Here is a 25,809-nt window from a genome sequence, read left to right on the forward strand (position 1 = left end):
CCGGTATCCAGAGCGGATACCGGGCTTTTTCGCGACGGGAGCGGGGGTTCGCTACGCGCGCGACGCCTCCAGCTCGATCACCGACCAGGACAGCGGCGGCAGCGTCGCACGGACGGCGCCGTCGACGATCTCGGCAGCGGCGAGCGGGACCATGTGCACGGCATCCGGCGTCGTCTCGAGGTTGGCGGTCAGGCGGTCGCCGCCCTCCGGGATCGTCAGCGTCTCGGCCCCGACGACCCGAAGCCCGCCCATCCCGCGCAGGTCGATCGTCAGGTCGCTCTCCTCGCTCAGCGATCGGTTCGCGACGAACACCACGACGCGTCCGGTCTCCTCATCCCAGGTCGCGGCGGCGTCGACAGCGTCGACGCCGCCGTAGCGCTTCGTCTCGATCTGCGGTGCCGACATCGCCAGGCGCAGGATGCGCCCCTTGGCGAGACGCGCCATCCGCTCGAACGGCCAGAAGCTCGTCTGACGCCAGGCCGGGCCGTTCTCCTCCGAGCGGATCGGAGCGATCACGTTCACGAGCTGCGCCTGGTTGGCGATCTTCACGCGGTCGCCGTGCCGCAGCAGGCTGTTGAGCAGCGTGCCGACGACGACGGCGTCGGTCACGTTGTAGGTGTCCTCGATGAGACGCGGATGCTGCCGCCAGCCGGCCTTCTCGATCTCTCCTGCCTCGACGTCGTTGTACTTCACCTGGTCCCACACGTTCCACTCGTCGAACGAGATGTCGACCTGCTTGGTGTGCTTCCCGGCGGCCTTGACCGCGTCGACCGTCGCGATGACGCCCTCGATGAACGCGTCCATGTCGACCGACTCGGCGAGGAACGACTCGGCGTCGCCCTCGTGCTCCTGGTAGTAGGCGTGCATCGAGACGAAGTCGACCTCGTCGTACGCGTGGGTGAGCACCGTGTGCTCCCACGTGCCGAAGGTCGGCATCGAGCGGGACGACGAGCCGACCGCGACGAGCTCGATCGACGAATCCACCAGCTTCATGGCCTTGGCGGACTCCTGCGCGAGGCGTCCGTACTCGCCGGCGGTCTTGCCGCCGATCTGCCACGGTCCGTCGAGCTCGTTGCCCAGGCACCACAGCTTGATGTCGAACGGCTGCTCGGCGCCGTTCTTGCGACGCAGATCCGACCAGTAGGTGCCGCCGGGGTGGTTCGCGTACTCGACGAGGGCGCGCGCCTCCTCCACTCCCCGCGTGCCGAGGTTGATCGCCTCCATGACCTCGACCTCGGCCTCCTGCGCCCACTCCATGAACTCGTGCAGGCCGAACGCGTTGGTCTCGATCGTGTGCCAGGCGCCGTCGATGCGCACCGGCCGGTCCTGCACCGGGCCCACGCCGTCCTCCCAGCGGTATCCCGAGACGAAGTTGCCGCCGGGGTAGCGGACGACGGTCGGGCCCATCTCCTTCACGAGCGCGAGCACGTCCGTGCGGAAGCCGCGTTCGTCGGCCTGCGGATGCCCCGGCTCGTAGATGCCGGTGTACACGCAGCGTCCCATGTGCTCGACGAACGATCCGAAGAGTCTCCGGGGGACGTCGGCGATGGTGAAGTCGCGGTCGATGGTGATGCGGGCGCTACTCATTGCTCTCCTATTGAGGGGGTCACTGGCCGCCGAAGCCGCTGGTCGCGACGCCTTTGACGATCTGCTTCTGGAAGATGATGAACACGACGATGAGGGGGAGGGCGGCGAGGACCGCCTGGGCCATGACCTGCGCGTACTGGACTCCATAGGCGCTGATCACGGTCTGCAATCCGACCGGCAGGGTCATCAGCGTCGTGTCGTTGATGACGAGGAACGGCCAGAGGAAGTTGTTCCACGCGCCGATGAACACGAAGATCGCCACCGATGCCAGGATCGGCCGCGACAGCGGCAGAACGATCGACCAGAAGATCCGGAACCGGCTGGCGCCGTCCACGCGGGCGGCCTCCTCGAGCTCGATCGGGACCGCGTCGAAGAACCGCTTGAGGATGAACACCATCGCCGGCGCCACCACCTGCGGCAGGATCAGCCCCCAGTAGGTGTCGATCATGTTGAACATGAGCATCTGGTAGAACAGCGGGATGATCAGCACCTGCGGCGGCACCACGATCGACGCGATGATGACGACGAACAGCCACTTGCGGCCGGTGAAGTCGAGCCGCGAGAACGCGTAGGCCGCCAGGGCCGAGATCGCCAGCGTGATCAGTGTCACCGCGGCCGAGGTCCACAGGCTGTTGAACGCCCAGGTGTAGACGTTCCCCTGCGAGAGGATGGCGGTGAAGGCCTCGATCGTCGGGCCGGAGGCGCCGATCCATCCCGGATCGCCGGAGGCGGCATCCGTCTCGGTCTTGAAGGCCGTCGCGACCGCCCACAGGAACGGCAGCAGCCAGCCGATCGCGAGCAGCGCGAGCACGGCGAACGCGACGATGCGCAGCGGGCCGAACGGCTTCTGGCCGGGAACGTGCGCGCGACGCCGCGGGTTCGCCTGCGGGGCGACGATCGTCTGGGTCGAGGGCGCGATGGTGGTGGCAGACATCACAGCTGCTCCTTCCGGCTGCGCATGACAAGAGCCTGCGCGACACCGATGATGACGATGAGGGCGAAGAAGACGTACGAGATCGCGGCGGAGTAGCCGAATCGGTAGCTGGTGAAACCGGCTTCGTAGATGTACTGGACGATCGAACGGGTGGTGTCGCTCGCGACGCCTCCGAGCATCTGGTACGCCTGGTCGAACAGCTTCAGCGAGGCGAGGATCTGCAGGAGCAGGATGAGCACGGTGGCCGGGCCCAGCTGCGGCAGCGTGATCGACCAGAACTGGCGCCAGGTGCTCGCGCCGTCCAGAGAAGCTGCCTCGTACTGCTGCGGAGGGATGTTCTGCATCGCGGCGAGATAGAGCAGGAAGTTGAATCCGACGGTCCACCACACGGTCGCGATCACGATCGACATCATGTTCGTTTCGGGGTTCTGCAGCCACGCGAGGGGCTCGAGCCCGAAGGCTTCGAGGACGTTGTTCGCCGCGCCGATCTGGGGGTTGAAGATCCACACCCAGATCTGGGAGATGACGGTGGAGGCGAGCAGATACGGCATGAAGAACGACAGTCGCCACAGCCACTGCCCTGGGAGGCCCCTGTCGACGAGCGCGGCCATCAGGAGGGCGATCGCCACGAGCGGCACGGTGGACAGCAGCGTGAACCACACCGTGTTCCCCATCGACCGCCACATCACGGGATCCGACAACGCCTCCGCGTAGTTCTCGAAGCCGACGAGAGCGCCGCCGGCGCCGGTGAGGGACTGGTCGGTGAAGCTGAGGTAGATGCCGTGCACGATCGGCCAGATGAGGAACAGGAGGAACGCGACGAGGAACGGTGCGAGGAACGCCCAGCTCACCAGCTGCTCGCCGCGCCGGGTGCCCGCGCGACGGGAGCGGAGATCGGATGCTCCGCCGGTGACCAGGGTGCGTGTGGAGGTGGCGGTGTTCGTCATGACTTCCACGTCCCTTCGGGGTCTGCGGGGTTGGGTTGCGCGAGCAGCGTGTTGACCCGGGCCTCGAAACGGTCGATCGCAGCCGAGGGGTCGTCGCCGGAGAGCAGCACGTTCTGCACGGCGGCGCCGAACTCGCCCTGGAAGCTCGACCCCGACCCGGTGAACCAGGCCGTCGGGTCGTACACGACGTGCTCGGCCGCCTCGGCGTAGTGCGCCTGCGGCACGAGGTCGTCGTACTTCGGCGACCTCGTGACGGGCAGGAAGGCGGGAACGTGCCCGGCCTCCGCCCAGTCGAACGAGCCCTTCAGCATGTCGGCGACGAACCGGTAGGTGAGATCCCGCTTCGCCGGGTCGGGGTTCGTCTGGTTCGGGAGCACGAAGGAGTGCGAGTCGGCGTACACCGCCGGCGTCCCGTACAGCGTGGGGATCATGGTGGCGTCGAAGGGGAGCTTCGCGTTCTGCATGGTGCGCAGCTCCCAGACGCCGGTGAACAGCATCCCGCTCTTGCCGGTGGCGAACTCTGCGACCGCGCTGCCGTAGTCGTTCTGCGCAGCGGCGATCTCGCCGTCGAGCAGGGTCTGCATGAATGTGAGCGATTCGATCGCGGCATCCTTGTCGATGACGGCCTTGCCGCCGATGGGGAGCTCCATCGCCAGCCCGTGCTGCGCGTACAGGCAGTAGAACAGGCGCCACATCTGGGCGCCGTCGCCGAGGTATCCGTACGAGAGCGCGTGGCCTTCCGCCGTGCCGCTGACCGTGCGGAGCTGGTCGAGGAACTCTTCGGGAGAAGACGTCTCCTTCAGCGCGCCGTCGGAGTCGAGAACGCCGGCGGCGTCGCAGACGTCGGTGTTGAACATCATCACGAACGGGTGGGCGTCGAGGGCGATGCTGTACATGTTCTCGCCGACGAACCCCTTGTCCCAGATCGGCTTCGGGAACGTGGACTCGTCGATGCCCAGTTCGGCGAGGCGGTCGAGGTCCCACGTGTCGAGCAGGCCGCCCGGCGCCCAGCCGACGGTGCGGGTGGCATGCATGATGGCCACGTCCGGAGCGCGGCCGCCGGCGCCGGCCATCGCGAGCTTCGTGTAGTACGGCGTGCCCCAGGCGAGTACCGTCGGCCGGATGCGGAAAGCATCCTGCGCGTCGTTCGCCTTCTGCAGCATCGACGACATGGTGACGCCGTCACCGCCGGAGAGCAGGTGCCAGAACTGCAGGGTCTGCGGGCCGGAGCCCGGGGTGGCGCCGGGGGCGCACCCGGCGAGCAGGGCGGTTCCCGCGGCCAGCGTGGTGGCTGCGAGGAACTGCCGGCGGGACAGATCGAGAGCGGGCGTCATCGTCACTCCTTCGTGACTGGAAGATGGACGCCTACATCATTACATCGTGGTAATCCGACGCGCAAGAGCAGCCTCAATACGTTCAAAGGGCGCAAACGGCTGCATTCGCGGTCGGAATGAAGCCGTTTGCGCCTTTTGAAGCTGGGGCGAGGGTCAGGAGTGGTGGCCGGCGGGGGATCCGGAGGTGCTCGCGCGCTCGATGAGTCGGTGGGAGAGGGTCAGGCCGCGGGGAGCGGCACCGCGGTCGTCCATCCGTGATTCGAGGAGGCTCAGTGCGGCCTCCGCCAGCTCCCGGCGATCGAAGGCGATCGTGGTGAGCGACGGCGAGGTGAACTCTGAGAACTCCACGTCGTCGAAACCGGCCACCATCACGTCGTCGGGAATGCGGATGCCGTGCTCCTGCAGGGCATGAAGCACGCCGAGGGCGAGGGAATCGGTGAGCGCCACGATCGCGTCGAAATCCACGTCGCGCGAGAGCAGGATGCGCGCGGCATCGGCGCCACTGGCCATGGACCACGGCAGCAGGTTGACCTGCAGGGCCGGGTCGGGTGCGAGCCCGGCGTCGCGGAGCGCGTCGTGGACGCCTTCGAGTCGCAGTCTGCTGGTCGCCGTGGCGACCGAGGGATCGTCATCGGCGCCGATCACCGCGATGCGGCGGGCGCCGCGCGAGAGCAGATGACGCGTCGCATCGGCGGCCGCGAGACGACTGTCGATGCGCACGTGATCCGCCCTGTTCTGCTCGACCTCGCCGATCACGACCAGGGGAGGCAGGCGGTCGGCGTACCTGACGACGCTGTCCTCGAGGCGTACGGGGTTCAGGATCAGGCCGTCGATGAGCTGGGCGCGGGCACGTGAGAGAAGCTCCTTCTCGCGCTCGGGCTCCGACGCCGTCTCCTCGATCAGCACGGCGAGCCCGCGTTCGTGCGCGGCCTCGACGATACGGTGCACGAGTTCCGCCGAATAGGCCGTGGCGAGATCCGGCAGGGCGAGGGCGATGATCCCCGAGCGGCCCTTGCGCAGTCCTCGAGCGCTCAGGTTCGGTACGAAGTCGAGCTCGGCCATCGCCGCCTCGACACGGGCTCTGGTCTCCTCGCGGACGACCACGGTGCCGGTGACGACATTGGAGACCGTCTTCGGTGAGACGCCGGCGAGGGCGGCGACGTCCTTCATCGTGGCGCGTGGCGGCAGCATCGCTGTCATCCGGTCAGCCTAACCGGGCTCACGCGCCGTCGAGGAGTACAACGATGTAGTGCGGTCGCTATCCTGACACGATGAGCATTGAGCGCAACTGGGCGGGCAACCTCGAGTATCGAGCCGCCGAAGTGTCCCACCCCGAGTCGGTCGACGAGCTGCGCGCCCTGATCGCCGCTGGGGGTCCGGTGCGGATCCTGGGCACCCGACACTGCTTCAACGACATCGCCGACACGGCGGGAGCGCTGATCGCGCTGGACCGGATGCCCGCGATCTACGAGGTGAGCGCGGCACGCGATTCGGTGCGCGTCTCCGGCGGGCTCCGCTACGGCGACATCGCATCACGGCTCGAAGACGAGGGCCTGGCCCTGGCGAACCTCGCCTCGCTGCCGCACATCTCGGTCGCTGGCGCGGTCGCCACCGGAACCCATGGATCCGGCGACGGGATCGGCGCTCTGTCCAGCGCGGTGCGCGGCCTCAGCATCCTCACCGCATCCGGCGAGATCCGCACGCTTGCCCGCGGCGACGAGGGCTTCGACGGCGCCGTGGTCAGTCTCGGTGCGCTGGGAGCGGTGCTCGAGGTCACGCTCGATGTCGAGCCGACGTACCAGATCGCTCAGCACGTGTTCGAGCATCCCTCGTGGGAGGCGATCCTTGCCGATCTGACGGCCGTGACCGGTGCCGGTACCAGCGTGAGCATCTTCTCGATGTGGCAGCGCACCGATGTCGCCGACCAGATCTGGATCAAGCAGCGGGTCTCCGTCACCCGCGCGGACGCGCGGGCCCAGCAGTCGCGGCGTGACGATCTCGCCGCCCGTCTCGGCGCCGCACCGGCCGACGGCAAGCGGCATCCGATCCTCGGTGTCGACCCGGAGGCCTGCACCGAGCAGGGCGGTGTCGCCGGCCCCTGGTTCCAGCGCCTGCCGCACTTCAAGCTCGAGTTCACTCCGTCCGCGGGGGAGGAGCTCCAGAGCGAGTACCTGGTGCCCCGCGCGGACGCCGTGGCCGCTATCGAGGCCGTGCGCTCCCTCGCCGACCGCATCGCGCCGCTGCTGCTCGTCAACGAGATCCGCACGGTCCGGGCGGACGATCTCTGGCTGAGTTCCTCCTACGGGACGGATGCCGTGGGCCTGCACTTCACGTGGAAACCCGATGAGGCGGCCGTCCGCGAGCTCCTTCCCGTGCTCGAGGCCGCGCTGCCGGCATCCGCCCGCCCGCACTGGGGAAAGGTGTTCACCCTCGATGGCACCGAGGTGCGCTCGCGCTACCCGCGCTGGGACGATTTCGCCGCGCTCGCCGCGTCGTTCGACCCGGAGCGCCGGTTCGTGAACGAATACCTGGAGCGCCTCGGCCTCTGAGCGTCAGCGCGGGGCGAGCGCCGGCGCCGCGAGGCCGGCGGCAGCCGTGCCCCAGGCCGCGAGCACCTCGCGGACGTCGTCGCGCGGTTCGTCGGCGACGGCCTGCGCATACGCCTGCTCGAGGACCTCGGCGATGACGACGCGCACCCCGGACTCCGCGGAGCGGACGGCGGCCTCCACCATCGCGAGGCTGAGGACGTTCGCGTGCACCTCGCCGGACGGTACACGGCCGTCACGCAGTGAACCGACGAACTCCACCAGCGACCCGGCGATCTCCTCGGGCACTGCGGCCAGAGGCGTGCCCACCTCGATCTCGGCTGGCGCGCCCTGCTGCGGGACCAGCTGTCGGGTGGGAGCCGAATCGCCGTCCCAGCCGGCGGAACCGTGTTCGCCGTTGACCCGCCACGTGCCGTTCCAGGACGTCTCGAGCCCGTCGGCGCACCAGCTGCCGGTGTAGGTGTAGCGCACGCCGCCGGCGAACTCGAACACCGCGGTCGCCGCCGCGTCGGCCGCGTACCAGCTCCACGACGGGTTGTACTCCTCGCAGTAGACCGCGATCGGGTCGTCGTCGAGAAGGAAGCGCGCGGCGTCGAAGGCATGGATGGCCATGTCGACGAGCAGCACGTGCGCCATCTCGTCGCGGAAGCCGCCGAAATGCGGCGCCTTGAAGAACTCGGTCGTGGCCGATCCGAGCCTGCCGAGCGAGACGATCTGCTCGCGGAACGCGGCGATCGACGCGTAATACCGTCGCGACTGGCTGGTCATCAGCAGCTGCCCGCTGGCCTCGGCCGTCGCGGCGAGCGAGATCGCCTGCGCGACGGTCGGGGCGATCGGCTTCTCGCACAGGACCGGCAACCCGGCGAAGACCGCCTCCGTGTTCACCGGATGGTGTGCGCCGGGGACGGTGACGTTGACGACCGCGTCAGCGCGGGTGGCGAGGGCGACCGCCGAGACGCTGGTGCCGACGAGCACGCCGCCCTCGCCCGGCCGCAGACCGGCATCCGAGACGGCGGCCTCGGCGAGCGACGTGTCGAGGTCGACGACGCCGACGAGCTCGGTCTCCGGGTTCGCGAGGATGGTCCGCAGCCAGGCACGCCCCATCCCGCCGGCGCCGACCAGAACGAGTCGGACGGGCGCGGACGGGTCTGCGAGCGTCGCGAAGCCGCCGTGGGTGGGAGCGCTCATCGGGCGAGTGCTCCGTCGTAGCCGCGTCCGTTGTAGAAGTCCTCGGTCTCGTAGCGCAGCAGCACAGGGACGGCCCGCTCCGGGCGCAGCGTCACGGCCCAGCGGACGCCGTTCGCGATCACACGGCGGACGTGCTCGTGGTGGTACACGGGGTAGTCCTGGTCACCGGGCGAGAAGAAGAAGATCTTGCCGAAGCCGCGCTTGTAGGTCATGCCGGAGCGGAAGACCTCGCCACCCGTGAAGGTCGAGAGGAAGACCAGTTCGTCCGGCGCCGGCACGTCGAAGAACTCGCCGTACATCTCCTGCGCGGGGATGATGAACGGATGCGGGATGCCCTGTGCGATCGGGTGGGTGGGATCGACCGTCCAGACGATCTCGCGGTCCTGCTCCGAACGCCAGCGCAGCGTGCAGCTGGTGCCCATGAGCTTGCCGAAGATCTTCGACCAGTGGGCGGAGTGCAGCACGAGCAGGCCCATGCCGGCGAGCACGTGCTGATGCACCCGCTCGACGACCTCGTCGGAGACGTCGCCGTGTGCGGCATGCCCCCACCAGACGAGCACGTCGGTCGCGGCGAGCACCTCTTCGGTGAGCCCGTGCTCGGGCTCGTCTAGGGTCGTGGTGGTCACGACCGCTTCGGCGCCGAGGTACTCCTCGATGCCCTCCTTGATCGTCGTGTGCATGCCGTCGGGGTAGATCGCGCGGACCTTCTCCTCCAGCTGCTCATGGCGGTTCTCACCCCACACGAGAACGCGGATCGGGGTGGCGCGGGTGTCGGACATGGTGGTGCTCCTTCGGGGATGTGTCAGGTGGTCTGGTGTGCTCGAGGTCATTTCACGGCACCGCCGGTGGCGCCGGCCGCGATGAACCGCTGGGCGATGACGAGCAGGAGGATCGCGGGCAGCGACGACAGCACCGCGGTCGCCATGACGGCGCTCCAGTTCGAGACCTGCGAGCCGAGGTACTGGTAGATACCGAGGGTGACGGGTCGCACGTCCTCGGTGGTGGTGAGGGTGAGCGCGAAGAGGAAGTCGCTCCACGAGAACAGGAAGGCGAACAGCCCCGCCGTGATCAGCGCATTGCGGCTCACCGGCACGACGATGGAGACGAACGCGCGGACCAGGCCCGCGCCGTCCACCCGGGCGGCCTCGACGATGGACGGCGGGATGGTCTGCATCGATGCGCGCAGGATGAGGATCGCGAAGGGGATCGCGTGCGAGGCGTCGGCGAGGATGAGGCCGGGGATGGAGTTCAGCAGGCCGAGGTCGTTGTACGCCGAGTACAGGGCGTTGGCGATCACGATGCCGGGGATCATCTGCGCGACCAGGATGACGAGCAGCGCGATGTTGATCCATCGGAAGCGGAACTGCGCGAGTGCATAGGCCGCGGGGGCCGCGATCGCGAGGGTCAGCACGACGGTGCCGAGGGAGATCGCGAGGCTGGTGAGGAGATGGCCGCCCTGGTCGGCGATCGCCTTCTCGTAGCCGGCGAAGCTCGGATTCACGGGGAAGAAGTCTCCGGTGAGCGTGTTCCCGGACGGCTGCAGCGAGGCGTTCACCATCCAGTACACGGGGAAGAGCATGATCGCGAGGATCACGACTCCGATGATCGTGTAGCCGAGGTGCCGCTCGGAGCCGCGTCGGCTGCGTGCGCCGGCCGGGTCGAACGGGCGTCGCCGCTGTGCGCCGCCGGTGACGATGCTGGTCGTGGTCATGGCGGTTCCTTACTCGTCGACGGCGCGGCGGTTGACGCGCAGGTACACGATGGCGAAGAGCAGCGAGATGACGATCAGGATGTTGCTGAACGCCGCCCCGACCCCGAACTCGAAGTTCACGAACGACTCCTGGTACGACCGCACGGACAGGGTCTGGGTCGCGTTCGCGGGCCCGCCGTTGGTGAGCCCGAGGATGATGTCGAGCACCTTGATCGTGTAGACGACGCCGAGCACGAGGACGACGCTCACGACGGGGCGGAGGTTCGGCCAGGTGATGTGGCGGAAGGCCTTCCACCCGGTCGCGCCGTCGAGTGCGCCCGCCTCGTACAGTTCGTCGGGGATGTCCTGGAGGCCGCCGTAGAGGATGGTGACGTTGAACGGGATGCCGATCCAGATGTTCACGAGCACCACGGCGAACAACGCGACCGACGGGCTCGTGAGCCACGGCACGGCGGCGAGCCCGACGGACTCGAGTGCGGCGTTGAGGACGCCGCTGTCCTGATCGAGGATCGAGCGCCAGGTCGCGCTCGAGACGATCAGCGGCAGCAGCCAGGGGAGCAGCAGCATCGCCCGGAGGAACGAGCTCAGCGGGAAACGGCGTTTGAAGAACACGGCGAGGGCGAGTCCGATCACGAACTGCCCGGCGATCGAGCCGATCGTGAACAGGGCTGTGTTCAGCAATGCGGGCGTGAACAGCTGCGAACCGAACACGGTCGCGTAGTTCGCGAATCCGACCCAGGGCGCCTCGCCCGTGAAGAAGGTCTTCGTTGTGTACTCCTGCAGGCTCATCGTGACGTTCTTGACCACGGGGTAGCCGAAGAAGAGCACGATGTAGAGCGCGGCGGGCAGGACGAAGCCGAGCTTCACGAGTTCCTCGCGCCGGAAGCGGCGCGAGTGCCTCCGTCCGCCCTCGGCGGGGGTGCGCCGGTGGGCGGCACCCCCGCCGGAGCCGTCCGTCGGCTGCGCGGCATCCGTGCTCCGGACGGATGCTCCCGCGATGCTGCTGCTCATCAGGATCAGCCGGCCGCTGCCTGATCGAACGCCTCATCGGGCGTCGCCTGCCCGGTGAGGGCGAGCTGGATGGCGGTGTAGATCTCCGTGGCGGCTTCCGGCCATTCCTCGCCGAGTTCCCCGGTGCGCGAGCGGGCGTTCGCGACCTGCTCGGTGAATGCCGCCATCTCGGGCACCTTGGCCACGTATTCCTCGGCGAGTGCGGTCTTCGTCGGCACGGTGAAGCGGGCTTCGGCGAGTGCCAGCTGATTCTCATCGCTCGAGATGCATTCGACGAACTCGGCGGCCTTCACCTGCTTGGCGTCGTCGCCCGTCACGGGGACGGTCCAGACCTCGCCGCCGAGCGGTGCGACCGGCGTCTGGCCGGCCTTGTTCACCGGCACCTGCACACTGGCGTACTTCAGGTCGGGGTCCGCGTTCAGCGCGGGGATCTGCCACGGACCGTTGATCATCATCGCGGCCTTGCCGGCCATGAACTGGTCGTTGACGTCGGCCTGGGACCAGTTGATGACGCTCTTGGAGGCCGAGCCGGAGTCGACGAGGTCGACCTGCAGCTGGAGGGCCTCGGCGACCTCGGGGGAGGTGAGGTCGGTCTCGTCGCCGCCGTTGGTCCACATGAACGGGAGGAACTGCCAGCTTCCCTCGTAGGTGGCGATGGAGCTGAACGCCAGGCCGTAGGTGTCGCCCTCGGTGAGTGCGGCCGCGGCGGTCTTGAGCTCGTCCCAGGTCGTAGGCGGGGTGATGCCCTTCGCGGCGAGGAGTTCTTCGTTGTAGAACAGGCCGAGGGTGTTCACGGTCGGGGCGAGCCCGTACACCTCGCCCTCGTAGCTCGCCGCATCGAGGATTCCCTGCGCGAACCCAGAGGTGTCGACGTCGTAGTCGCTGAGTGGCGACAGCCCACCGGTCGCGGCGATCTCCTGGACGTCGGGGTTGTCGAGCATGAGCACGTCCGGCAGCGTCTTGGACGAGGACTGCTGGAGGACCTTCTGGATGAGGTCCTTGCCCGGTACGGTCTCGCGCTCGATCGTGACGCCGACCTCTTCGGCGCAGCTGTCGAGCGCGTCGCCGATGAGCGTCTTGTCGGGTTCGTTGTTGTAGTAATCGAGGATGGTGAGGGTGTCCGCGTCGCCGCCGGTCGCCGCACCGCCGCCGCAGGCGGTCAGGGCGAGCGGGGTGATGGCGAGGATCGCGAGGGATCCGAGGATGTGCGGCCGGCGGAGTGCCTGCCGGGGGTTCGATGCGGTGGTGGATCTCATGTCATGGCTCCTTTGCCTGTTTGAGGGTACGGCGGGTGCTGCGGATGGTGCCGGTGCTGGTCGTTCGTTCAGTGGGGGATCGGGGTCCACGCCGCGTCGGCGGATGCGCTCGTCGCGACGGCGGTGAGGATGCGCTGCACGAGGAGGCCGTCGGCGAATCCCGGTTCCGGCGCGCGGCCGGCGGCGAGGTCTCGCGCGAAGTCGGTGACCTCGTGCACGAAGGTGTGCTCATAGCCGAGGCCGTGGCCGGCGGGCCACCAGGCTGCCGCGTAGGGGTGCTGCGGCTCCGTGACGAGGATGCGGCGGAACCCCGACTCCTCGGCCGGGAGGGTGTGGTCGTGGAACTGGAGCTCGTTCAGCCGCTCGAAGTCGAAGGCGATCGAGCCGAGTGATCCGTCGACCTCGAGGCGCATCGCATTCTTGCGTCCCGAGGCGAAGCGGGTCGCCTCGAAGGTCGCGAGCGCGCCGCCGTCGGTGCGGCCGATGAAGACGACCGCGTCATCGACCGTGACGCGTCCCATCGCCCGGTCGCCGTCCGCGCTGCCACCGGACCCGCTGTCGGCCGTGGCGCTCAGGCCGCTGGATGCTGTCGGCAGCGGGCGTTCGGTCACGAACGTGGAGGACAACGCGCTCACGCCGGTGAGCTCGTGCCCTGTCACGAACCGGGCGAGGTCGATGATGTGCGCGCCGATGTCGCCGAGCGCACCGGATCCCGCCTGATCGGCATCGAGCCGCCACACGAGAGGGAACTCGGGGTCGACGATCCAGTCCTGCAGATACAGGGCGCGGATGTGACGGACGGTGCCGAGCCGGCCTTCAGCGATCAGGCGCTTGGCGTACGCGAGGGCCGGGGTGCGGCGGTAACTGAAGCCGACCATCGCCTGCACGCCTCGGGCCGCGGCGCGCTCGGCTGCGGCGGTCATCCGCTCGGCCTCCTCCACGGAGTTGGCCAGCGGCTTCTCGCAGAGCACGTGGATGCCTGCGTCGAGGGCGGCGATCGCGATCTCGGCGTGCAGGTGGCCCGGGGTGCAGATGTCAATCACATCGATGTCGCCGCGGGTGAGCAGATTCCGCCAGTCGGTCTCGACGTCGGCGACGCCGAACCTGTCGGCGAAGGCGCGGGCGGCCACGGCGTCGCGGCCGCTGACGGCGACGATCTCGACGCCGTCGCCGAGGTCGAAGAAGCGGGGAGCGGTGGTCCAGGCCTGCGCGTGGATGGTGCCCATGAAGCTGTACCCGACGATCGCGACGCGAAGCGGGCGCCCTGAACGGTTGGTGTCGGGCCCGGTGGTCGTCATCGCGGCTCCTTCGCCGGTCGGGATTCGGATGTCCAGCCCGAAAGTTAACCGGTTTACTGGACGCTTCGAAGACCAGCTTCCCCCGGACTCGCGCCTAAGTCAAGAGGAAATTTAACCGGTTTACTGAACCGTGATCCGTGAGAGACTGACCGAAGGATCGGCCCCGAGGAACGAGGATTCATGGCAACGATGCGTGACGTCGCGCGGCGTGCCGGGGTCTCCGTCGCGACCGTCTCGTTCGTCGTGAACGACTCCAAGCCGGTCTCGCCCGGCACCAGGCTCCGCGTCGAGGCGGCGATGGCCGAGCTCGATTTCCGCCGAAATGCTGTGGCCAGGGCGCTGGCGAGTCGCCGCACGCGCATCATCGCACTCCTGTTCCCCGTCCTCCAGCACCGGCTCTCCGACACTGCGGCCCGGTTCTTCACCGGAGCCGCGGAGGCCGCATCCGAACTCGGCTACACCGTCGTCCTCTGGCCGGTGCCGAACGACTCCGAGTCCCTGCGCGAACTCACCTCGGACGGACTCATCGACGGCGTAATCCTCATGGAGGTGCAGCTCGACGACCATCGGGTCGATCAGCTGCTCGCCGCGAAGACGCCGTTCACGCTCATCGGCCGCAACAGGGATCCGTCGGCCCTCGACTACGTCGACGTCGACTTCGAAGGGATGGTCGAGCAGTCGATCGACCGCCTGCAGTCGCTCGGGCACCGCGACTTCGTGCTGCTCGAGGAGTCCGACCGGCTGGAACTCGAGGGGTACGGGCCCGTCGTCCGCGTGGAGGAGACGTTTCAGGCCGTCTGCGCCGAACGCGGGCTCCGCGGGCGGACGCTGCGATGCGCGGGCACCCCGGCCGGAGGGCGCACGTTCGCATCGACGCTGCTCGCGGAGGCGCCCCACGCGACCGCGATCCTCATCCTCAACGATCACGCCGCGGTCGGTTTCGTGAGCGAGCTCGGCAAACTCGGCGTATCGGTGCCTCGCGACCTCTCGGTCGTCCTCATCGGGTCGACCGTCGAGGTCTCAGCCATGGCGGATCCCGAGTTGGCGGTCATGCGGCTCCCGGCCGCTGAGCTCGGCCGGATGGGCGTCGAGACGCTCGTCGGACGCCTGGACGGCACGCTGGGCGACCTCCGCCACGACCTCCTGATGGGCGGGTTCCACGAGGGGGAGTCCCTTGCGGTTGCGCCGGTCGCTCGTGGGGGACTTGGGCGAGCAAGTGCCTGAGCGGAGGGGGCACCGCGCGACTGATTCGGTGGCGGGAAGACTTCTTATCTCACGAAGCCTCGCCTGAGGGTACGTGACCGGCACACCGACACGTACTGTGTTCTCATGCGCGGAGAGTATGTCGATGAGCGCGACTCCACATGGGAACGTGACGACCCTCGCTTCCGCATTCTGGTGTTCAAGGGCCCTGACAACGAAGTGACAGCCCTGGACCTCGTTGACGCCACCCTCGACGAAGCCATGGACTCCGCGCGTGCGCTTTCGAACGGCGACCAGTACCTCTGGTCCTTGGCGATCGTTGATGACGACTCGCATGGCGAACGCGGGTTGATCTGGCTCTCCGGGATGGATTACAACGACACTTCTTTCACTGCACGTCAATGGCTGCTCCGCCGACAAATGCAGAGCCGCTACCTGCTGGCACGGACTCAACGCGGGCTACGACCGCTCCTGCCCAATGGTCTGCGACTGCTTCGCGTGTTCCCCGAGTGGATCAGCGGCTGGCCGATATGGGAGGACTTCACCGACGGATACCGCCTCGACGCCAGCTCCCTCGACATCTCACCCGATTTGGGCGCAGCATTGTTTGATTGGAACGAGGAGTGGTTGTCGAGGCAAGTGGATGAACCGCTCGCCGATCTCAACGGCTGGCGCGAGCGGGGCGTGCTGCTAGTCGATCAGCTCAAGCGCGAACTGAATGGTGTGGCAGAAGTTCGTCCCGCGTTCTTATGGTGAGCCTCCCTTCGCCGCCAGCTGTACTTCCTCGGGAGGTTGTGAACGCGTGACGTGGGAAGACTTCCGGCCAGGTGGCTCGAGACAGAGCGGACGCATCCCGCCCGGCGTACCCAGTTGTGAGTTCTCGGGTCCGTTTTGCCCCCTGATCTCCTGTTCGAATGTCGGTGGTCCCTGGTGTACTGGGGTTATGACGGCGTTGATGGATGCGACGGTGGAGCAGGTGGGCACGCTGGGCGCGCTCACTGATTCTGTCGTGGAGATCGAGCGCACGATCAGCCAGTTGCAGGCCGCCCGGGATGGGATGCTCGCCCTCGGCTCACGGCTCGCACTGGAAGTCGCGCAGCAGGCGGAGCACCCCGACTACGGCGACATGGCGCTGCGGACGGTCGCGGCGGAGATGGGTGCGGCGTTGCGGGTCAGCGACCGGACGGTGCAACGCCGGATGGCTGCCGCGTCGTTCCTGGTGGAACAGTTCCCACTGGTCTGGGCCGCGCAGGGCGCCGGGCGGGTCAGTGCCTCACACGCCCGGGTGATCATCGAAGCCGGCGAGTATCTCGAGGATCCGGTCGCGCGGGATGCGTATTCGGAGCAGATGATCGGGTTCGCGGAGACCGAGTCCCCGAACCGGGTGGGGCGGATGGCCCGGCAGGTCGCGGAACGGTTCCAGCCCCGGTCGATCGAGGACCGGCATCAGGATGCTCGCGACGAGCGCGCCGTGTGGGTGAAAGAGAAGGCCGACGGGATGGCCGAGTTCGGTCTGTCCGGGCCGGCCGTACTCGTGCACGGCGCGTTCGAACGGCTCACCGGAATGGCCAAGCAAGTGCAGGGCGCGACGCGCGGTGACAGCGATGCGCTTCGCGCCGACGGCTCCTCAGATGACGCCAATGCGGCCTCGGAGGAGGCGGATCGCGACTCGCGCACGATGGACCAGTTGCGCTGCGACCTCGCCCTCGACCTGTTGCTCGCCGGTGCACCCGCCGGGCACGACACCCCGGAGGGTCTCCTGGCCGGAATCACCGCCCACGTGGCGGTGACGATCCCAGTCACGACCCTGATGGGCCACGATTCCACGCCGGCTGAGCTGAACGGCCGCACCCCGATCGACCCTGCGACTGCAAGGGAACTCGCAGGTGCGGCAACCGGGTGGGATCGCATCCTCACCCACCCGATCACCGGCGCCCTCCTCGCCGTCGACCGGTACCGGCCCTCCGCCCACCTCAAGCGACACCTGAAAGCGCGCGATCAACGCTGTCGTTTCCCGACCTGCGGGCTTCCAGCCCGAGACTGCGACATCGACCACAATCACGATGCAGCCTTGGGTGGGGCGACCGTCGAAGAGAATCTCGGCGACTTCTGCCGCCGACATCACGTCCTCAAACACCACTCCCCATGGCACGTCGAACAACTCGAAGCCGGGGTATTCGCGTGGACCAGCCCCACCGGGAAGGTCTACCTCGACCGACCCCCACCCCAGAACACCGTCACCTTCACCGAAGACGACACCCCACCACCCTTCTGGGGCCGCAGGAGTTAACCAGGAAGGGGCGTCGGGTCAGCCTGGATGTCGGGCTGCGAGGGAACACAGAGCGCACCGCGTATGTCGTCGCGTCGAGCGTGGCGTCGAGCGCCGCGGCCGAACGTGACAGTCAAACGCGACTGGCCTGAGCGCGACCGCAATCGTGACCGGTCAGAGTCGCGGCGCCGAGCGCGACGATCAAAGGCGACGGATCGCAGGCGGCGGGCCCGAACCTGACGTGCCCGATCGCGGCGGGCCCGAACCTGACGTGCCCGACCAACCCCGCGAAGGGCCGGCCGGGCATCCGGCCGGCCTTCCGCGAACTCAGCAGCCCTTCGCGGGGTAAGCGGCCGACAGCGTCACCGACCCGGTCGGCCCCGTCGCCGTCACCTGCACCGACCCGGCGGACAGTGAGGCCACCCGGCTGTTGAACGACGCACTGCGGGATTCGCCGCCCGCGAGAGCGAACGACTTCGAGCCGTAGGCGCTCGCCGCAGTGACGTCGAGCGCGATCGCATCCGTGCTGTTCACCGTCGTGACCACGACCGCCTTGCCGGCCACACAACGCGTCGCCGCAGACGCCTCCACCGCGATGGCGGCAGGGTCGGCCGCGACCGACGACAGGCGGAACCGCTGGCAGTCGTTGTTCAGCACGCTGTACTGATGCACGCGGGTACCGTCGGCCACAGCGCAGAACGAGAGGTCCAGCGCCTTGCCGCTCGTGCCGTTGCGGAACTCGACGACACCGTCGCCCGACACCAGCACCCGCCACGTGCTGCCCGCGATACCGCACGCGCCCTGGGTGACGGCGACCGAGTCGGCAGCCGAGCCCCCGCTCACGGCGAGGCACTTCTCCGGCGCCGATCCGAGATGCATCTCGGATTCGCCGTTCGGTGCGGCTGTGAACGTGACGCTCTGACATGCCACGCCGGTGTACTCGCGCTGCTGCAGGATCGCCCCGTCGGCGCTCGAGCAGCTCGGCACTTCGAACGCCTTGCCCGACACGATCGAGGTCACCGCGACCGCGCCGGCCGGGCGCAGCGCCCAGTCCTGTGCGGCAGAGGCGTTCGGCGCCGACTGCACGATCCCGCCGACGCCCGCCGCGAGCACCTTGCCGCTCGTGCGGTTCGTCAGCGTCGACCATCCGGCCGTCGTCGCGGCCACGGTCCACTGCTGGCAACCGGCCGTCAGGAACGGCGACTGCTCGAGTCCTGCGCCGTCGGCTGCCGAACAGTCGACGGGCCCCAGCGCCTTCCCGCTCAGCGCCCCGACGATCCTCAGATATCCGTCGCCGGTCGAGTCGAGCACGAAGCGCGACCGCGACGAGGAGCAGTCTCCGGGCATGAGCGCCGCTCCATCGGCATCCGATCCCACCGTGGCGCACTGGCCGGTGCCGCGGTTGACGAGGTTCCAGCGCGCCCCCTCGACCTGAGCGGTGATCGGCGCGTTCTCGCCGCTCGGCACGTTGACCGCGGTGGTGGTGGCCTGCGGGATGCCGAAGTCGGGCTCGCCCGCCGCATCCCAGTTCACCTCCTGCGCACGCGCCGAGCGCTCGCGGCTGCATCCGCCGTTCGCGCGAGCGTTGGCGTGGTACAGATTCCACGTCTCGGTGCCATCCGGTGAGAAGAAGAAGTCGTTGTGGCCGGTGCCGAAGGCGCCATTGGCCTTCGAGAAGACCGGGCCGTCGCTCTTCTGCCACGACGACGCCAGCACCGGATCGCCACCGAGGTACTCGAGCGTGCCGAGCTGGTAGTCCTCGGTGCCGCAGAAGCTCGCCGAGTAGGTGACCCAGGTGCGTCCGTCCTTCTGCAACGGGATCGGCCCCTCGTTCACGGGCTGCCCGATCGTCTCCCACGCCTCGACCGGCTGCGACAGGATGTTGAGCGGTCCGGTCGCGGTCCACGGGTCCGACATCCGGGCGATGTAGTTGCTCTGCAACCCGTCCGGGGCGAACGCCGACCAGAGCACGAAGAGCTCGCCGTTCAGTTCCATATAGGCGCCGTCGATGTTCCAGTCGTCGGTCGGGATCGGCCGGCCTTTGTACGTGTACGGACCCATGGGATCGTCGGCGGCGCTCTCGATGACCTGCAGATGCTGGGTTCCGTAGTTGCCCGCGACGCCCATCGTGTACATCAGGTACCAGCGCGCACCGTTCGGTCCGTCGAGCCGCTTCAACTCGGGCGCCCACATGTTGCCGTTGCGACCCGCGTTGGTGTCGGAGTACACCGTCAACGGTTTGGTGGTGCCGAGCGCGGCGAGGGTCGGCGCCTTTCGCATCACCACCCTGTTGTCCCACGTCGTGGCCACCATGTAGTAGTTGCCGTCGTGGAACTCGATCGTCGGATCGGCCGTGTCCGGGGCGAGCGGATTGGTGAACGTGTCCTCACCGACGGCCTGAGCCGCCGGCGCCTGCGCGATCCCGGCGGCGCCCAGGGCGCCGAGCGCTATGACCGCGGTCAGGGCGAGATGCAGCGCGGTGCGGACGGGTTTCAGCATGAGCGGCCTCCGTAGGTCGCGGTCGAGACGGCACCGTCGACGGTGCCGGAGATCTCGCCGGCGGGTGCCATGGCGAGACGGGAGGAGAAGGACGCCGAGGCGCTGGCGCCGCCCGCCACGGTCAGCGTGCGCGTGCCGTAAGGCGACGCGACCACGACCGATGCCGACTGCGACGACTCGTTCGTCACCTTCGCGATGACGACGGCCTTGCCGGCCACGCACCGCGTCGACGCCTCGACGCCGATCCCCGGCGTCACCGTGACGGTCGCCGTCACCGGCATCCGCGATTCGTCCTGGGCCACCCCGCTCACGGTGAACGTGCCGGCGTTCGCATAGTCCGCCGGGTCCACGCCCTCCCAGGAGACGGATGCGGTCTTGACCGCGCCGTCGGCGGTGGTCAGCTGCGCGTTCGGCAGCACCGGTGCGGTGCCTGCCCGCGTCGAGACCGCGATCGGTTCGACCTGTTCGACGGCGATCGCCGGGGCGTACGCCTCGAGCACCGTCTGGTACTCCGCGCGGGTCACCGGGAGCACCGTGCCGTGACGCGGCTTGCCGCCATCGCTGTTCTGCGGCAGGTTCGCACGCAGCGTCGCGCCCAGCGGCTGCCACGAGTCGCCGTCGGTGATGTCGGTCGAGCCGAACGGGATGTAGTGGTTCGGCCCGCCGTGGTACGACGGCTGGTCGATGAACAGGTACCAGTCGAAGCCGTTCACATCTCCGGGGTTCGACGGGAACACGCTCGGCCCCTCGCCGTGGGTGTAGGTGCCGCCCGGTTCGCCGTTGGGCAGGCCGGTGGCAACCTCGTCCTTGATCAGCGTCCACTCGTCGGCGGGGCCGGTCGTGCCCGGCAAGGAACCGGTGATCGTGTCGAGAAGATCCGTCGACTTCTCCAGGCGGAGGGTCATCGACGCCTCGTCCTTCGTGAACCGGTAGTACGTGTCATCCACCTCGGCCACGGTCGAGTCGATCACGCCGAGACCGGTGCCGCGCTTGACATCCGTCCAGACCTGCGGATCCGAGAACGTCACGAAGTCGTCGGTCGTCACGTACATCATGCGGTTGTAGGTGACGGCGGTGCGAGCGGCCGGGTCGGCGGTGTCGTACAGGTTCGACGCCCAGAACACGACGTAGCGGCCGATCTCGTCATCCCAGTACGCCTCGGGCGCCCAGGTGTTCCCCGCGAACGGAGACGAGACCTGCACGTGACGCTGCGCCGACCAGTTCACGAGGTCGGTCGACTCCCACACCTCGATCGAGCGTGAGCCCGAGATCTGCGCCGTCGTGAAGCCGCCGGGGAGGCCAGCGACCTTGAGGTCGGTGGCGAGCATGTAGAACTTGTCGCCCTCGTGCGAGCGGATGATGAACGGGTCGCGCAGGCCCTGAGTGCCCTGCGTGGACGTGAAGATCGGCTCGCCGTCGTTCAGGGTGTTCCAGCGGAGCGCGTCGTTCCCCTGGGATGCGGCGAGGCTGACGCGTTCGGCGCCGGCGCCCTCTCCCGTGAAGAAGGCCCACACATAGGCCTCCGGGTCGGCGGATGCTGCGGGCATCGGGCGCACCGTCAGCGTGAACTCGCGGTCGGCAGTCGCTGCGCCACTGGTCGCCGTGGCCGTGAGGATCACGTCGACGGCTGCGGCATCCGCTGCCGGACGGGTGATCGAGACCGTCGCCGAGCCCGCCTTGACTCCGTCGCGGATCTCCGCGTTCGCGGACCCAGAGGCGACCGACCAGGTCAGCACCGATCCGTGCGCTCCCGCCGTGGGGACGGCGATGCTGGTGCGGATGTCATCGGTCGCACCGAGGTCGACGGCGTCGATGTCGGCCTGGGCCTTGGCCGCATCCGTGAGCTGAGCGGGCACCGTGACCGTGTAGGTGCGGGTCGTGCTCGCCCCGCCGGCGGTGAAGGTCGCGGTGAGGGTGACCACCGCATCAGCCGAGCCTGCTGCGGGCCGGACGACCACGGCGTCGCCGCCGGTGATCGTGACCGCCGCATCGTCGGATGCCCAGGAGATCGCCGCGCCGCTCGCACTCGTCGGCACGGTGAAGCTCGCATCGGCCGTGGCCGGCACCGTCACAGCGGCGACCGCGCGCTCGAGCGCCTGATCGGCGAACACCTGCTGCACGGCGGCCGCGCTGAGCGCTTCGCCGTACACCGCGAAGTCGTCGACGTCGCCGGCCCAGCCCGGGTCGTTGTAGGTCGATCGGCCGAGGTACGACACCAGCTGCGATCCGAACGACGACACGTCGCGGTTCAGCGCCTGCTGTGCGATCTGCGTGCCGTTCACGTAGACGGTGAGCTGCTTGCTCGCTCCGTCGATGACGGTCGTGTAGAGCGACATCGTCGACGGTGTGCGGATGCCGGAGGTGGCCGCGTTCGTGGAGCCGGGGCCGACCTCGGTGCCCCAGGGGGCGCCCGCGTTCACGGTGCCGGTGACGACCGACTTCACGTATCCGCTCGGGTTCGCGGGGTTGAGCAGCCAGTACCCGCTGGAGTACGACGCGCCGGAGGCGACCGGGGCGCCGATGAAGGCCGCCGCCGTGTTGCCCGGTCCTGAGCGACCGGAGAGCCACGTCGACACCGTCAGCTGCTGCTTCCCGGTGAGCTGTGCCGTCGGGATCTCCAGATACCCGGCGGTGCCACGTGTGCCACCGGGCAGCGACAGCCGGCCGTCCGCGACGGAGGCCCCGCTCTGCCGGATGACGCCGTCATTGCCGTTGCCCGACGCATCGGCCACGATGCCGCTTGCGGCGGCGTCGAAGGTGTAGTGGATGAGCGGGGTGGGGCCGTCGGCGGCGAAGGTCGCAGACGGTGACGTCGTCACGCCGATAGCGATGACCGTCGCGGCGGCGGCGGTGAGGGCCGCTGCTCTGCGCACGCGCTGACTGAAGATGCCGTTCATGATCTCCTCTGATCTGTCTGGGTGTTCGGGGTCCGGCGGTCGCACCGCCCGGCGGGCGCATCCGTCAGACGACGGATGCGCCCGATCGGTTCAGCCGCAGGCGCCCGGCGGGATCGCCGCGGAGCCTGCGTAGCGCTGGCCGTCGGCGGCGGTGCCGGTCACGGTCGCCGTGCCGCCGGTGATCGACGCGAGCCGGGTCGGGAACGACGTCGAGGCCGCAGCTCCCGCGGCGATGGTGACGGGCTTCGTGCCGTACGGGGTGCTGATCACGGTTTCGGCGCGCACGGTGTCGAGGTTGCGCACGGTGACGACGACCTGGGCCTTGCCGGCCACGCAGCGCAGCGCGGCCGAGGCGGTGAGGTCGAGGTCGCCGGCCACGGTCTCGACGGTCGACGTCGAGGCCGCGACGGCGCCGTCGGCGTATCCGTCGTAGGTGACGGTCACCGAGCTCACGCCGGCGGGCACGGTGACGGTCGCCGCCGCATCCGCGAGCGTCGCGGACTCCGTCCAGCCGTCACCGGAGAACGTGACCGTGCCGACGACCTCGCCGCCGTCTGCCGCCGTCACGGCGGCTGTGGCCTCGCGGCCGCTCACCATGAGCTCCGTCGCCGAGGCGACGGCCGTGATCGAGGTCCAGTCGTGCATCGCGGTGAGCACCGTCTGCGGCACGCTCACGAATGCCCCGTGGCGCGGGCTCGCGGGAAGTCCGCCGGCCGGGCGCACGTTCCACTCCGGACGCTTCGAGAGCCGATCGGCCTGCGTGCTCGATGCGATCTCGTCGCCGGTGGTCACGAATGCCCGGTAGCCCCCGGCGCCGTAGTTGTCGACGAGGAAGACGTAGCCGTCGCCGTCGGCATTGCTCGGGTCGCCGGCGTTCAGTTTGACGATCTCCGGGCCTTCGCCGGCCTGCCCGGTCTCGAGCCCCGTCATCCGGGTGTCGGTGAGCTGCCAGGTCTGAGCGGGATCCGCGTTCCAGTTCGAGGTCGTGGTCGGCGCGGTCAGCACCTTCGACCGCTCCAGGAAGATGTCCTTGCCTGCCTCGAGGGGCCCGGCTGCTCCGCCGTCCTCGTTCTTGGTGAACCGGTAGTAGTACTCGCCGATCTTGGTGACGGTCGAGTCGATGCGGGCGAACCCGGTGTCCTGCCACGTCGCCGGCGGAGAGGTGAAGGTCTGGAAATCGCGCGTCAGCACGGCGAACATCCGCGCATGCAGATTGTCGGAGTTCGTGTGCGAGGCATCGGAGTACAGACGCGAGGCGAAGAAGACGACGTACGACTGCAGGTCGTCGTCCCAGTAGGCCTCGGGCGCCCAGGTCATCCCGGCCTCCGGCTGGTTGATCGTGATGCCGGCGTTCTCGCCGTTGGTCCGATCCCAGTGCACGAGGTCGGTGGATTCCCAGACCTCCACCTTGAGACTGCCCTCGGACTGCGCCGGTCCCCACCCGGTCCCGCAGCCGATGCAGAGGTCGGTCGCGATCATGTAGTACTTGTCGCCGTCGTGGGAGCGCAGGATGTACGGGTCGCGGAGTCCCCGGGTGTCGGTGGTCGAGGTGATCACTGGAGCGCCGACGTTGACGGGCGAGAAGGTGAAGAAGTCGTTGCCGCTCGTCGCCGCCTGGTAGATCTTCTCGTCGGAGTCGGAGCGGAAGTACGCGGCCGCGTACCCGGCATCCGGGGCCGTGCGGGCGCGCTCGGCGACCGCGACCGTGAACTCGCGTTCGAGCGTCGTGCCGCCCGCCGTCGCGTGGGCGGTGAGGGTCACGGTGCGATCTCCGGTGCCGTATGCCGGTCGGCTGACAATCCCGCCTCCGCGGTACGGGTCGGACATCCCGGCGGCCGGGGCCGTGTAGCCGGGGTCGGTGGGGGAGACCAGCGCGGCGTCCGACGAGGTCCAGGTGATCTGCGAGCCGTCCACGGATCCGGTGGTGACCAGCGGGAGATTCTCGGTCGTGCGCGACGCGAGGGCGATGGCATCGAGGTCGGCGGATGCCGATGGCGCGATGACGACGGCCGTCAGCTGGATGCTGGTGCCGAGCGACGTGGTCGCCGTGAGCTGCACGGGCGTGTCGGAGGAGACGGTCCGGGAGACTTTTCCGGTGGCCGAGATGACGGACGGGTCCGAGCTCGACCAGGTGAGCGTGATGCCGTTCGACGACGCGGGCAGCACGAGGTCGCTGCGGACCGCATCCAGCGAGGCGTTCTCTCCCCGCACGACGGCCGGCAGATCCAGTCGCAGCAGGGCGTCCGTGCTGGCGGCCTTCCGCTCGGCGCTGGGCATGCTCGCCGTCACCTGTTCGGGGGTCAGCGAGGTGTCCCAGAAGCGCACATCGGTGACATCCGCCTGCAGCAGCGGGTCGGGTGCGTAGAGGGAGCGGCCGAGGTAGCCGAGGGTACTGCCGGCCGGGACGATCGAGGAGAGGCTGTAGGCGTGCGTCACCGTCGAGATCTGCTGGCCGTCGCGGTAGAGGGTGATCCGGTCGCCGCTTCCGACCATCGTGATCGTGGAGAATCCGGGGTTCAGGCCCCCGCCGGCAGGAACACGCACCTCGCCGTTGCTCGAACCGGTCTTGACCCGGATGCCGGAGAGCACCTGGCCGTTGTACGAGCCTTCTGCAGACCGCGGGTTCACGAACACGTGGTTGCCGAGTGCGGTGGTGTTCCACGCTCCGACGCCGTCTCCGATGACCCAGCCGAACTGGTTACCCGACGTCGATGCCGACACGGTGTACTCCACGGTGAAGGCGTTGTCCGTGCCGGTCACGAGACCCTGCGGCAGCGCTGCGTACCCGTCCCGCTTGAAGCGCAGCACCGCATCGCCATCGGCGTCGGTGAACGAGGAGTCCGTCAATCCGGTGAGCGTCGCGTCGCGACCGTTGCCGGAGACGTCGAGCAGAGTGCTGCCCGTGTGGGACATGTCGTAGTGCGCGGTCGGCGCGGGGACATCGGCCGCCGACGCGGCCGGGGCGAGGGTGCACAGCGAGGCGGCCAGACCGACGCTGATCCCGGCAGCGAGCAGCCGTCGAGAGGGGGATTCGGGTGATCTCATGCGGAAGTCCTTGTCATCGTTGACGGTCGGCCGCACGTGGTGGGGTCGTGCGATCCATTGCCCGGGGTACGTGAATGTTACCGG

The 25,809-nt window shown here is 68.7% G+C and carries 18 protein-coding genes; 4 read left to right on the forward strand and 14 right to left on the reverse strand.

Annotated elements, in window-relative coordinates; all coding sequences use genetic code 11:
* Positions 1–51: 51 nt before the first annotated feature.
* From CUR96_RS16795 to CUR96_RS16815, 5 genes are all read right to left on the reverse strand, one after another.
* Complete coding sequence (locus tag CUR96_RS16795; RefSeq protein ID WP_102194492.1) at positions 52–1,587, reverse strand: alpha-N-arabinofuranosidase; 1,536 nt, start codon at positions 1,585–1,587, stop codon at positions 52–54.
* A 19-nt stretch (positions 1,588–1,606) separates the two neighbouring features.
* Entirely contained in the window at positions 1,607–2,521 is a 915-nt protein-coding gene (locus CUR96_RS16800; protein ID WP_102194493.1) for a carbohydrate ABC transporter permease, read from the reverse strand.
* Positions 2,521–3,468, reverse strand: coding sequence for a carbohydrate ABC transporter permease (locus CUR96_RS16805; RefSeq protein ID WP_102194494.1), 948 nt, complete (start codon positions 3,466–3,468; stop codon positions 2,521–2,523). The genes CUR96_RS16800 and CUR96_RS16805 overlap by 1 nt, the downstream gene beginning before the upstream one ends.
* Positions 3,465–4,802 carry an extracellular solute-binding protein gene (locus CUR96_RS16810; protein WP_102194495.1) on the reverse strand — a complete coding sequence of 446 codons (1,338 nt, stop codon included), beginning with the start codon at positions 4,800–4,802 and terminating at the stop codon, positions 3,465–3,467. Before CUR96_RS16810 ends, CUR96_RS16805 begins: the two co-directional genes overlap by 4 nt.
* 153 nt (positions 4,803–4,955) lie before the next feature.
* Positions 4,956–6,002: a LacI family DNA-binding transcriptional regulator gene (locus CUR96_RS16815; RefSeq protein ID WP_102194496.1), complete on the reverse strand. Its 1,047-nt coding sequence runs from the start codon at positions 6,000–6,002 to the stop codon at positions 4,956–4,958.
* A gap of 71 nt (positions 6,003–6,073) precedes the next feature.
* On the opposite strand from CUR96_RS16815, the gene CUR96_RS16820 reads away from it, so the two are divergent.
* Complete coding sequence (locus CUR96_RS16820; protein ID WP_102194497.1) at positions 6,074–7,351, forward strand: D-arabinono-1,4-lactone oxidase; 1,278 nt, start codon at positions 6,074–6,076, stop codon at positions 7,349–7,351.
* A 3-nt stretch (positions 7,352–7,354) separates the two neighbouring features.
* Here CUR96_RS16820 and CUR96_RS16825 read toward each other — a convergent pair whose 3' ends face one another.
* From CUR96_RS16825 to CUR96_RS16850, 6 genes are all read right to left on the reverse strand, one after another.
* The gene (locus CUR96_RS16825) at positions 7,355–8,536 is read right to left on the reverse strand and encodes a Gfo/Idh/MocA family protein (protein WP_102194498.1); all 1,182 of its coding nucleotides are present in this window, start codon (positions 8,534–8,536) and stop codon (positions 7,355–7,357) included.
* Positions 8,533–9,315: a ThuA domain-containing protein gene (locus tag CUR96_RS16830; RefSeq protein WP_102194499.1), complete on the reverse strand. Its 783-nt coding sequence runs from the start codon at positions 9,313–9,315 to the stop codon at positions 8,533–8,535. The genes CUR96_RS16825 and CUR96_RS16830 overlap by 4 nt, the downstream gene beginning before the upstream one ends.
* A 47-nt stretch (positions 9,316–9,362) precedes the next feature.
* Positions 9,363–10,247: a carbohydrate ABC transporter permease gene (locus CUR96_RS16835; protein WP_102194500.1), complete on the reverse strand. Its 885-nt coding sequence runs from the start codon at positions 10,245–10,247 to the stop codon at positions 9,363–9,365.
* Positions 10,248–10,256: 9 nt separating this feature from the next.
* Positions 10,257–11,258: a carbohydrate ABC transporter permease gene (locus CUR96_RS16840; RefSeq protein ID WP_102194501.1), complete on the reverse strand. Its 1,002-nt coding sequence runs from the start codon at positions 11,256–11,258 to the stop codon at positions 10,257–10,259.
* A gap of 5 nt (positions 11,259–11,263) precedes the next feature.
* Positions 11,264–12,514 carry a sugar ABC transporter substrate-binding protein gene (locus CUR96_RS16845; RefSeq protein ID WP_102194502.1) on the reverse strand — a complete coding sequence of 417 codons (1,251 nt, stop codon included), beginning with the start codon at positions 12,512–12,514 and terminating at the stop codon, positions 11,264–11,266.
* A gap of 68 nt (positions 12,515–12,582) precedes the next feature.
* Entirely contained in the window at positions 12,583–13,812 is a 1,230-nt protein-coding gene (locus CUR96_RS16850) for a Gfo/Idh/MocA family protein (RefSeq protein WP_102194503.1), read from the reverse strand.
* A gap of 180 nt (positions 13,813–13,992) precedes the next feature.
* Here CUR96_RS16850 and CUR96_RS16855 point away from each other — a divergent pair, with 180 nt between their 5' ends.
* The 3 genes from CUR96_RS16855 to CUR96_RS16865 all read left to right on the forward strand — a co-directional run bounded on the left by CUR96_RS16855 (position 13,993) and on the right by CUR96_RS16865 (position 17,305).
* Positions 13,993–15,036: a LacI family DNA-binding transcriptional regulator gene (locus tag CUR96_RS16855; RefSeq protein ID WP_245861420.1), complete on the forward strand. Its 1,044-nt coding sequence runs from the start codon at positions 13,993–13,995 to the stop codon at positions 15,034–15,036.
* A gap of 105 nt (positions 15,037–15,141) precedes the next feature.
* A complete protein-coding gene (locus tag CUR96_RS16860) occupies positions 15,142–15,771 on the forward strand; it encodes a hypothetical protein (RefSeq protein WP_102194504.1) in 630 nt (209 codons plus the stop codon).
* Positions 15,734–17,305 (forward strand): HNH endonuclease signature motif containing protein, encoded by a 1,572-nt coding sequence (locus CUR96_RS16865; protein WP_245861423.1) that lies wholly within the window; start codon positions 15,734–15,736, stop codon positions 17,303–17,305. Before CUR96_RS16860 ends, CUR96_RS16865 begins: the two co-directional genes overlap by 38 nt.
* A 306-nt stretch (positions 17,306–17,611) precedes the next feature.
* On the opposite strand, the gene CUR96_RS18505 is transcribed toward CUR96_RS16865, so the two are convergent.
* From CUR96_RS18505 to CUR96_RS16890, 3 genes are all read right to left on the reverse strand, one after another.
* The gene (locus CUR96_RS18505) at positions 17,612–19,783 is read right to left on the reverse strand and encodes an RICIN domain-containing protein (RefSeq protein ID WP_146008175.1); all 2,172 of its coding nucleotides are present in this window, start codon (positions 19,781–19,783) and stop codon (positions 17,612–17,614) included.
* Positions 19,777–22,680: an immunoglobulin-like domain-containing protein gene (locus tag CUR96_RS16885; protein ID WP_102194506.1), complete on the reverse strand. Its 2,904-nt coding sequence runs from the start codon at positions 22,678–22,680 to the stop codon at positions 19,777–19,779. Before CUR96_RS16885 ends, CUR96_RS18505 begins: the two co-directional genes overlap by 7 nt.
* A gap of 90 nt (positions 22,681–22,770) precedes the next feature.
* The gene (locus tag CUR96_RS16890; protein ID WP_102194536.1) at positions 22,771–25,725 is read right to left on the reverse strand and encodes an immunoglobulin-like domain-containing protein; all 2,955 of its coding nucleotides are present in this window, start codon (positions 25,723–25,725) and stop codon (positions 22,771–22,773) included.
* Positions 25,726–25,809: the final 84 nt, after the last annotated feature.

Origin of the sequence: Microbacterium aurantiacum (assembly GCF_002872075.1) — a bacterium.
GTDB classification, from domain to species: Bacteria; Actinomycetota; Actinomycetes; order Actinomycetales; family Microbacteriaceae; genus Microbacterium; species Microbacterium aurantiacum_A.

Excerpts from the sequence above, each read along its gene's own strand:
- CUR96_RS16795 (WP_102194492.1), bottom strand. The coding sequence starts at position 1,587 with ATGAGTAGCGCCCGCATCACCATCGACCGCGACTTCACCATCGCCGAC.
- CUR96_RS16800 (WP_102194493.1), bottom strand. The coding sequence starts at position 2,521 with ATGTCTGCCACCACCATCGCGCCCTCGACCCAGACGATCGTCGCCCCG.
- CUR96_RS16805 (WP_102194494.1), bottom strand. The coding sequence starts at position 3,468 with ATGACGAACACCGCCACCTCCACACGCACCCTGGTCACCGGCGGAGCA.
- CUR96_RS16810 (WP_102194495.1), bottom strand. The coding sequence starts at position 4,802 with ATGACGCCCGCTCTCGATCTGTCCCGCCGGCAGTTCCTCGCAGCCACC.
- CUR96_RS16815 (WP_102194496.1), bottom strand. The coding sequence starts at position 6,002 with ATGACAGCGATGCTGCCGCCACGCGCCACGATGAAGGACGTCGCCGCC.
- CUR96_RS16820 (WP_102194497.1), top strand. The coding sequence starts at position 6,074 with ATGAGCATTGAGCGCAACTGGGCGGGCAACCTCGAGTATCGAGCCGCC.
- CUR96_RS16825 (WP_102194498.1), bottom strand. The coding sequence starts at position 8,536 with ATGAGCGCTCCCACCCACGGCGGCTTCGCGACGCTCGCAGACCCGTCC.
- CUR96_RS16830 (WP_102194499.1), bottom strand. The coding sequence starts at position 9,315 with ATGTCCGACACCCGCGCCACCCCGATCCGCGTTCTCGTGTGGGGTGAG.
- CUR96_RS16835 (WP_102194500.1), bottom strand. The coding sequence starts at position 10,247 with ATGACCACGACCAGCATCGTCACCGGCGGCGCACAGCGGCGACGCCCG.
- CUR96_RS16840 (WP_102194501.1), bottom strand. The coding sequence starts at position 11,258 with ATGAGCAGCAGCATCGCGGGAGCATCCGTCCGGAGCACGGATGCCGCG.
- CUR96_RS16845 (WP_102194502.1), bottom strand. The coding sequence starts at position 12,514 with ATGAGATCCACCACCGCATCGAACCCCCGGCAGGCACTCCGCCGGCCG.
- CUR96_RS16850 (WP_102194503.1), bottom strand. The coding sequence starts at position 13,812 with ATGACGACCACCGGGCCCGACACCAACCGTTCAGGGCGCCCGCTTCGC.
- CUR96_RS16855 (WP_245861420.1), top strand. The coding sequence starts at position 13,993 with ATGGCAACGATGCGTGACGTCGCGCGGCGTGCCGGGGTCTCCGTCGCG.
- CUR96_RS16860 (WP_102194504.1), top strand. The coding sequence starts at position 15,142 with ATGCGCGGAGAGTATGTCGATGAGCGCGACTCCACATGGGAACGTGAC.
- CUR96_RS16865 (WP_245861423.1), top strand. The coding sequence starts at position 15,734 with ATGGTGTGGCAGAAGTTCGTCCCGCGTTCTTATGGTGAGCCTCCCTTC.
- CUR96_RS18505 (WP_146008175.1), bottom strand. The coding sequence starts at position 19,783 with ATGCTGAAACCCGTCCGCACCGCGCTGCATCTCGCCCTGACCGCGGTC.
- CUR96_RS16885 (WP_102194506.1), bottom strand. The coding sequence starts at position 22,680 with ATGAACGGCATCTTCAGTCAGCGCGTGCGCAGAGCAGCGGCCCTCACC.
- CUR96_RS16890 (WP_102194536.1), bottom strand. The coding sequence starts at position 25,725 with ATGAGATCACCCGAATCCCCCTCTCGACGGCTGCTCGCTGCCGGGATC.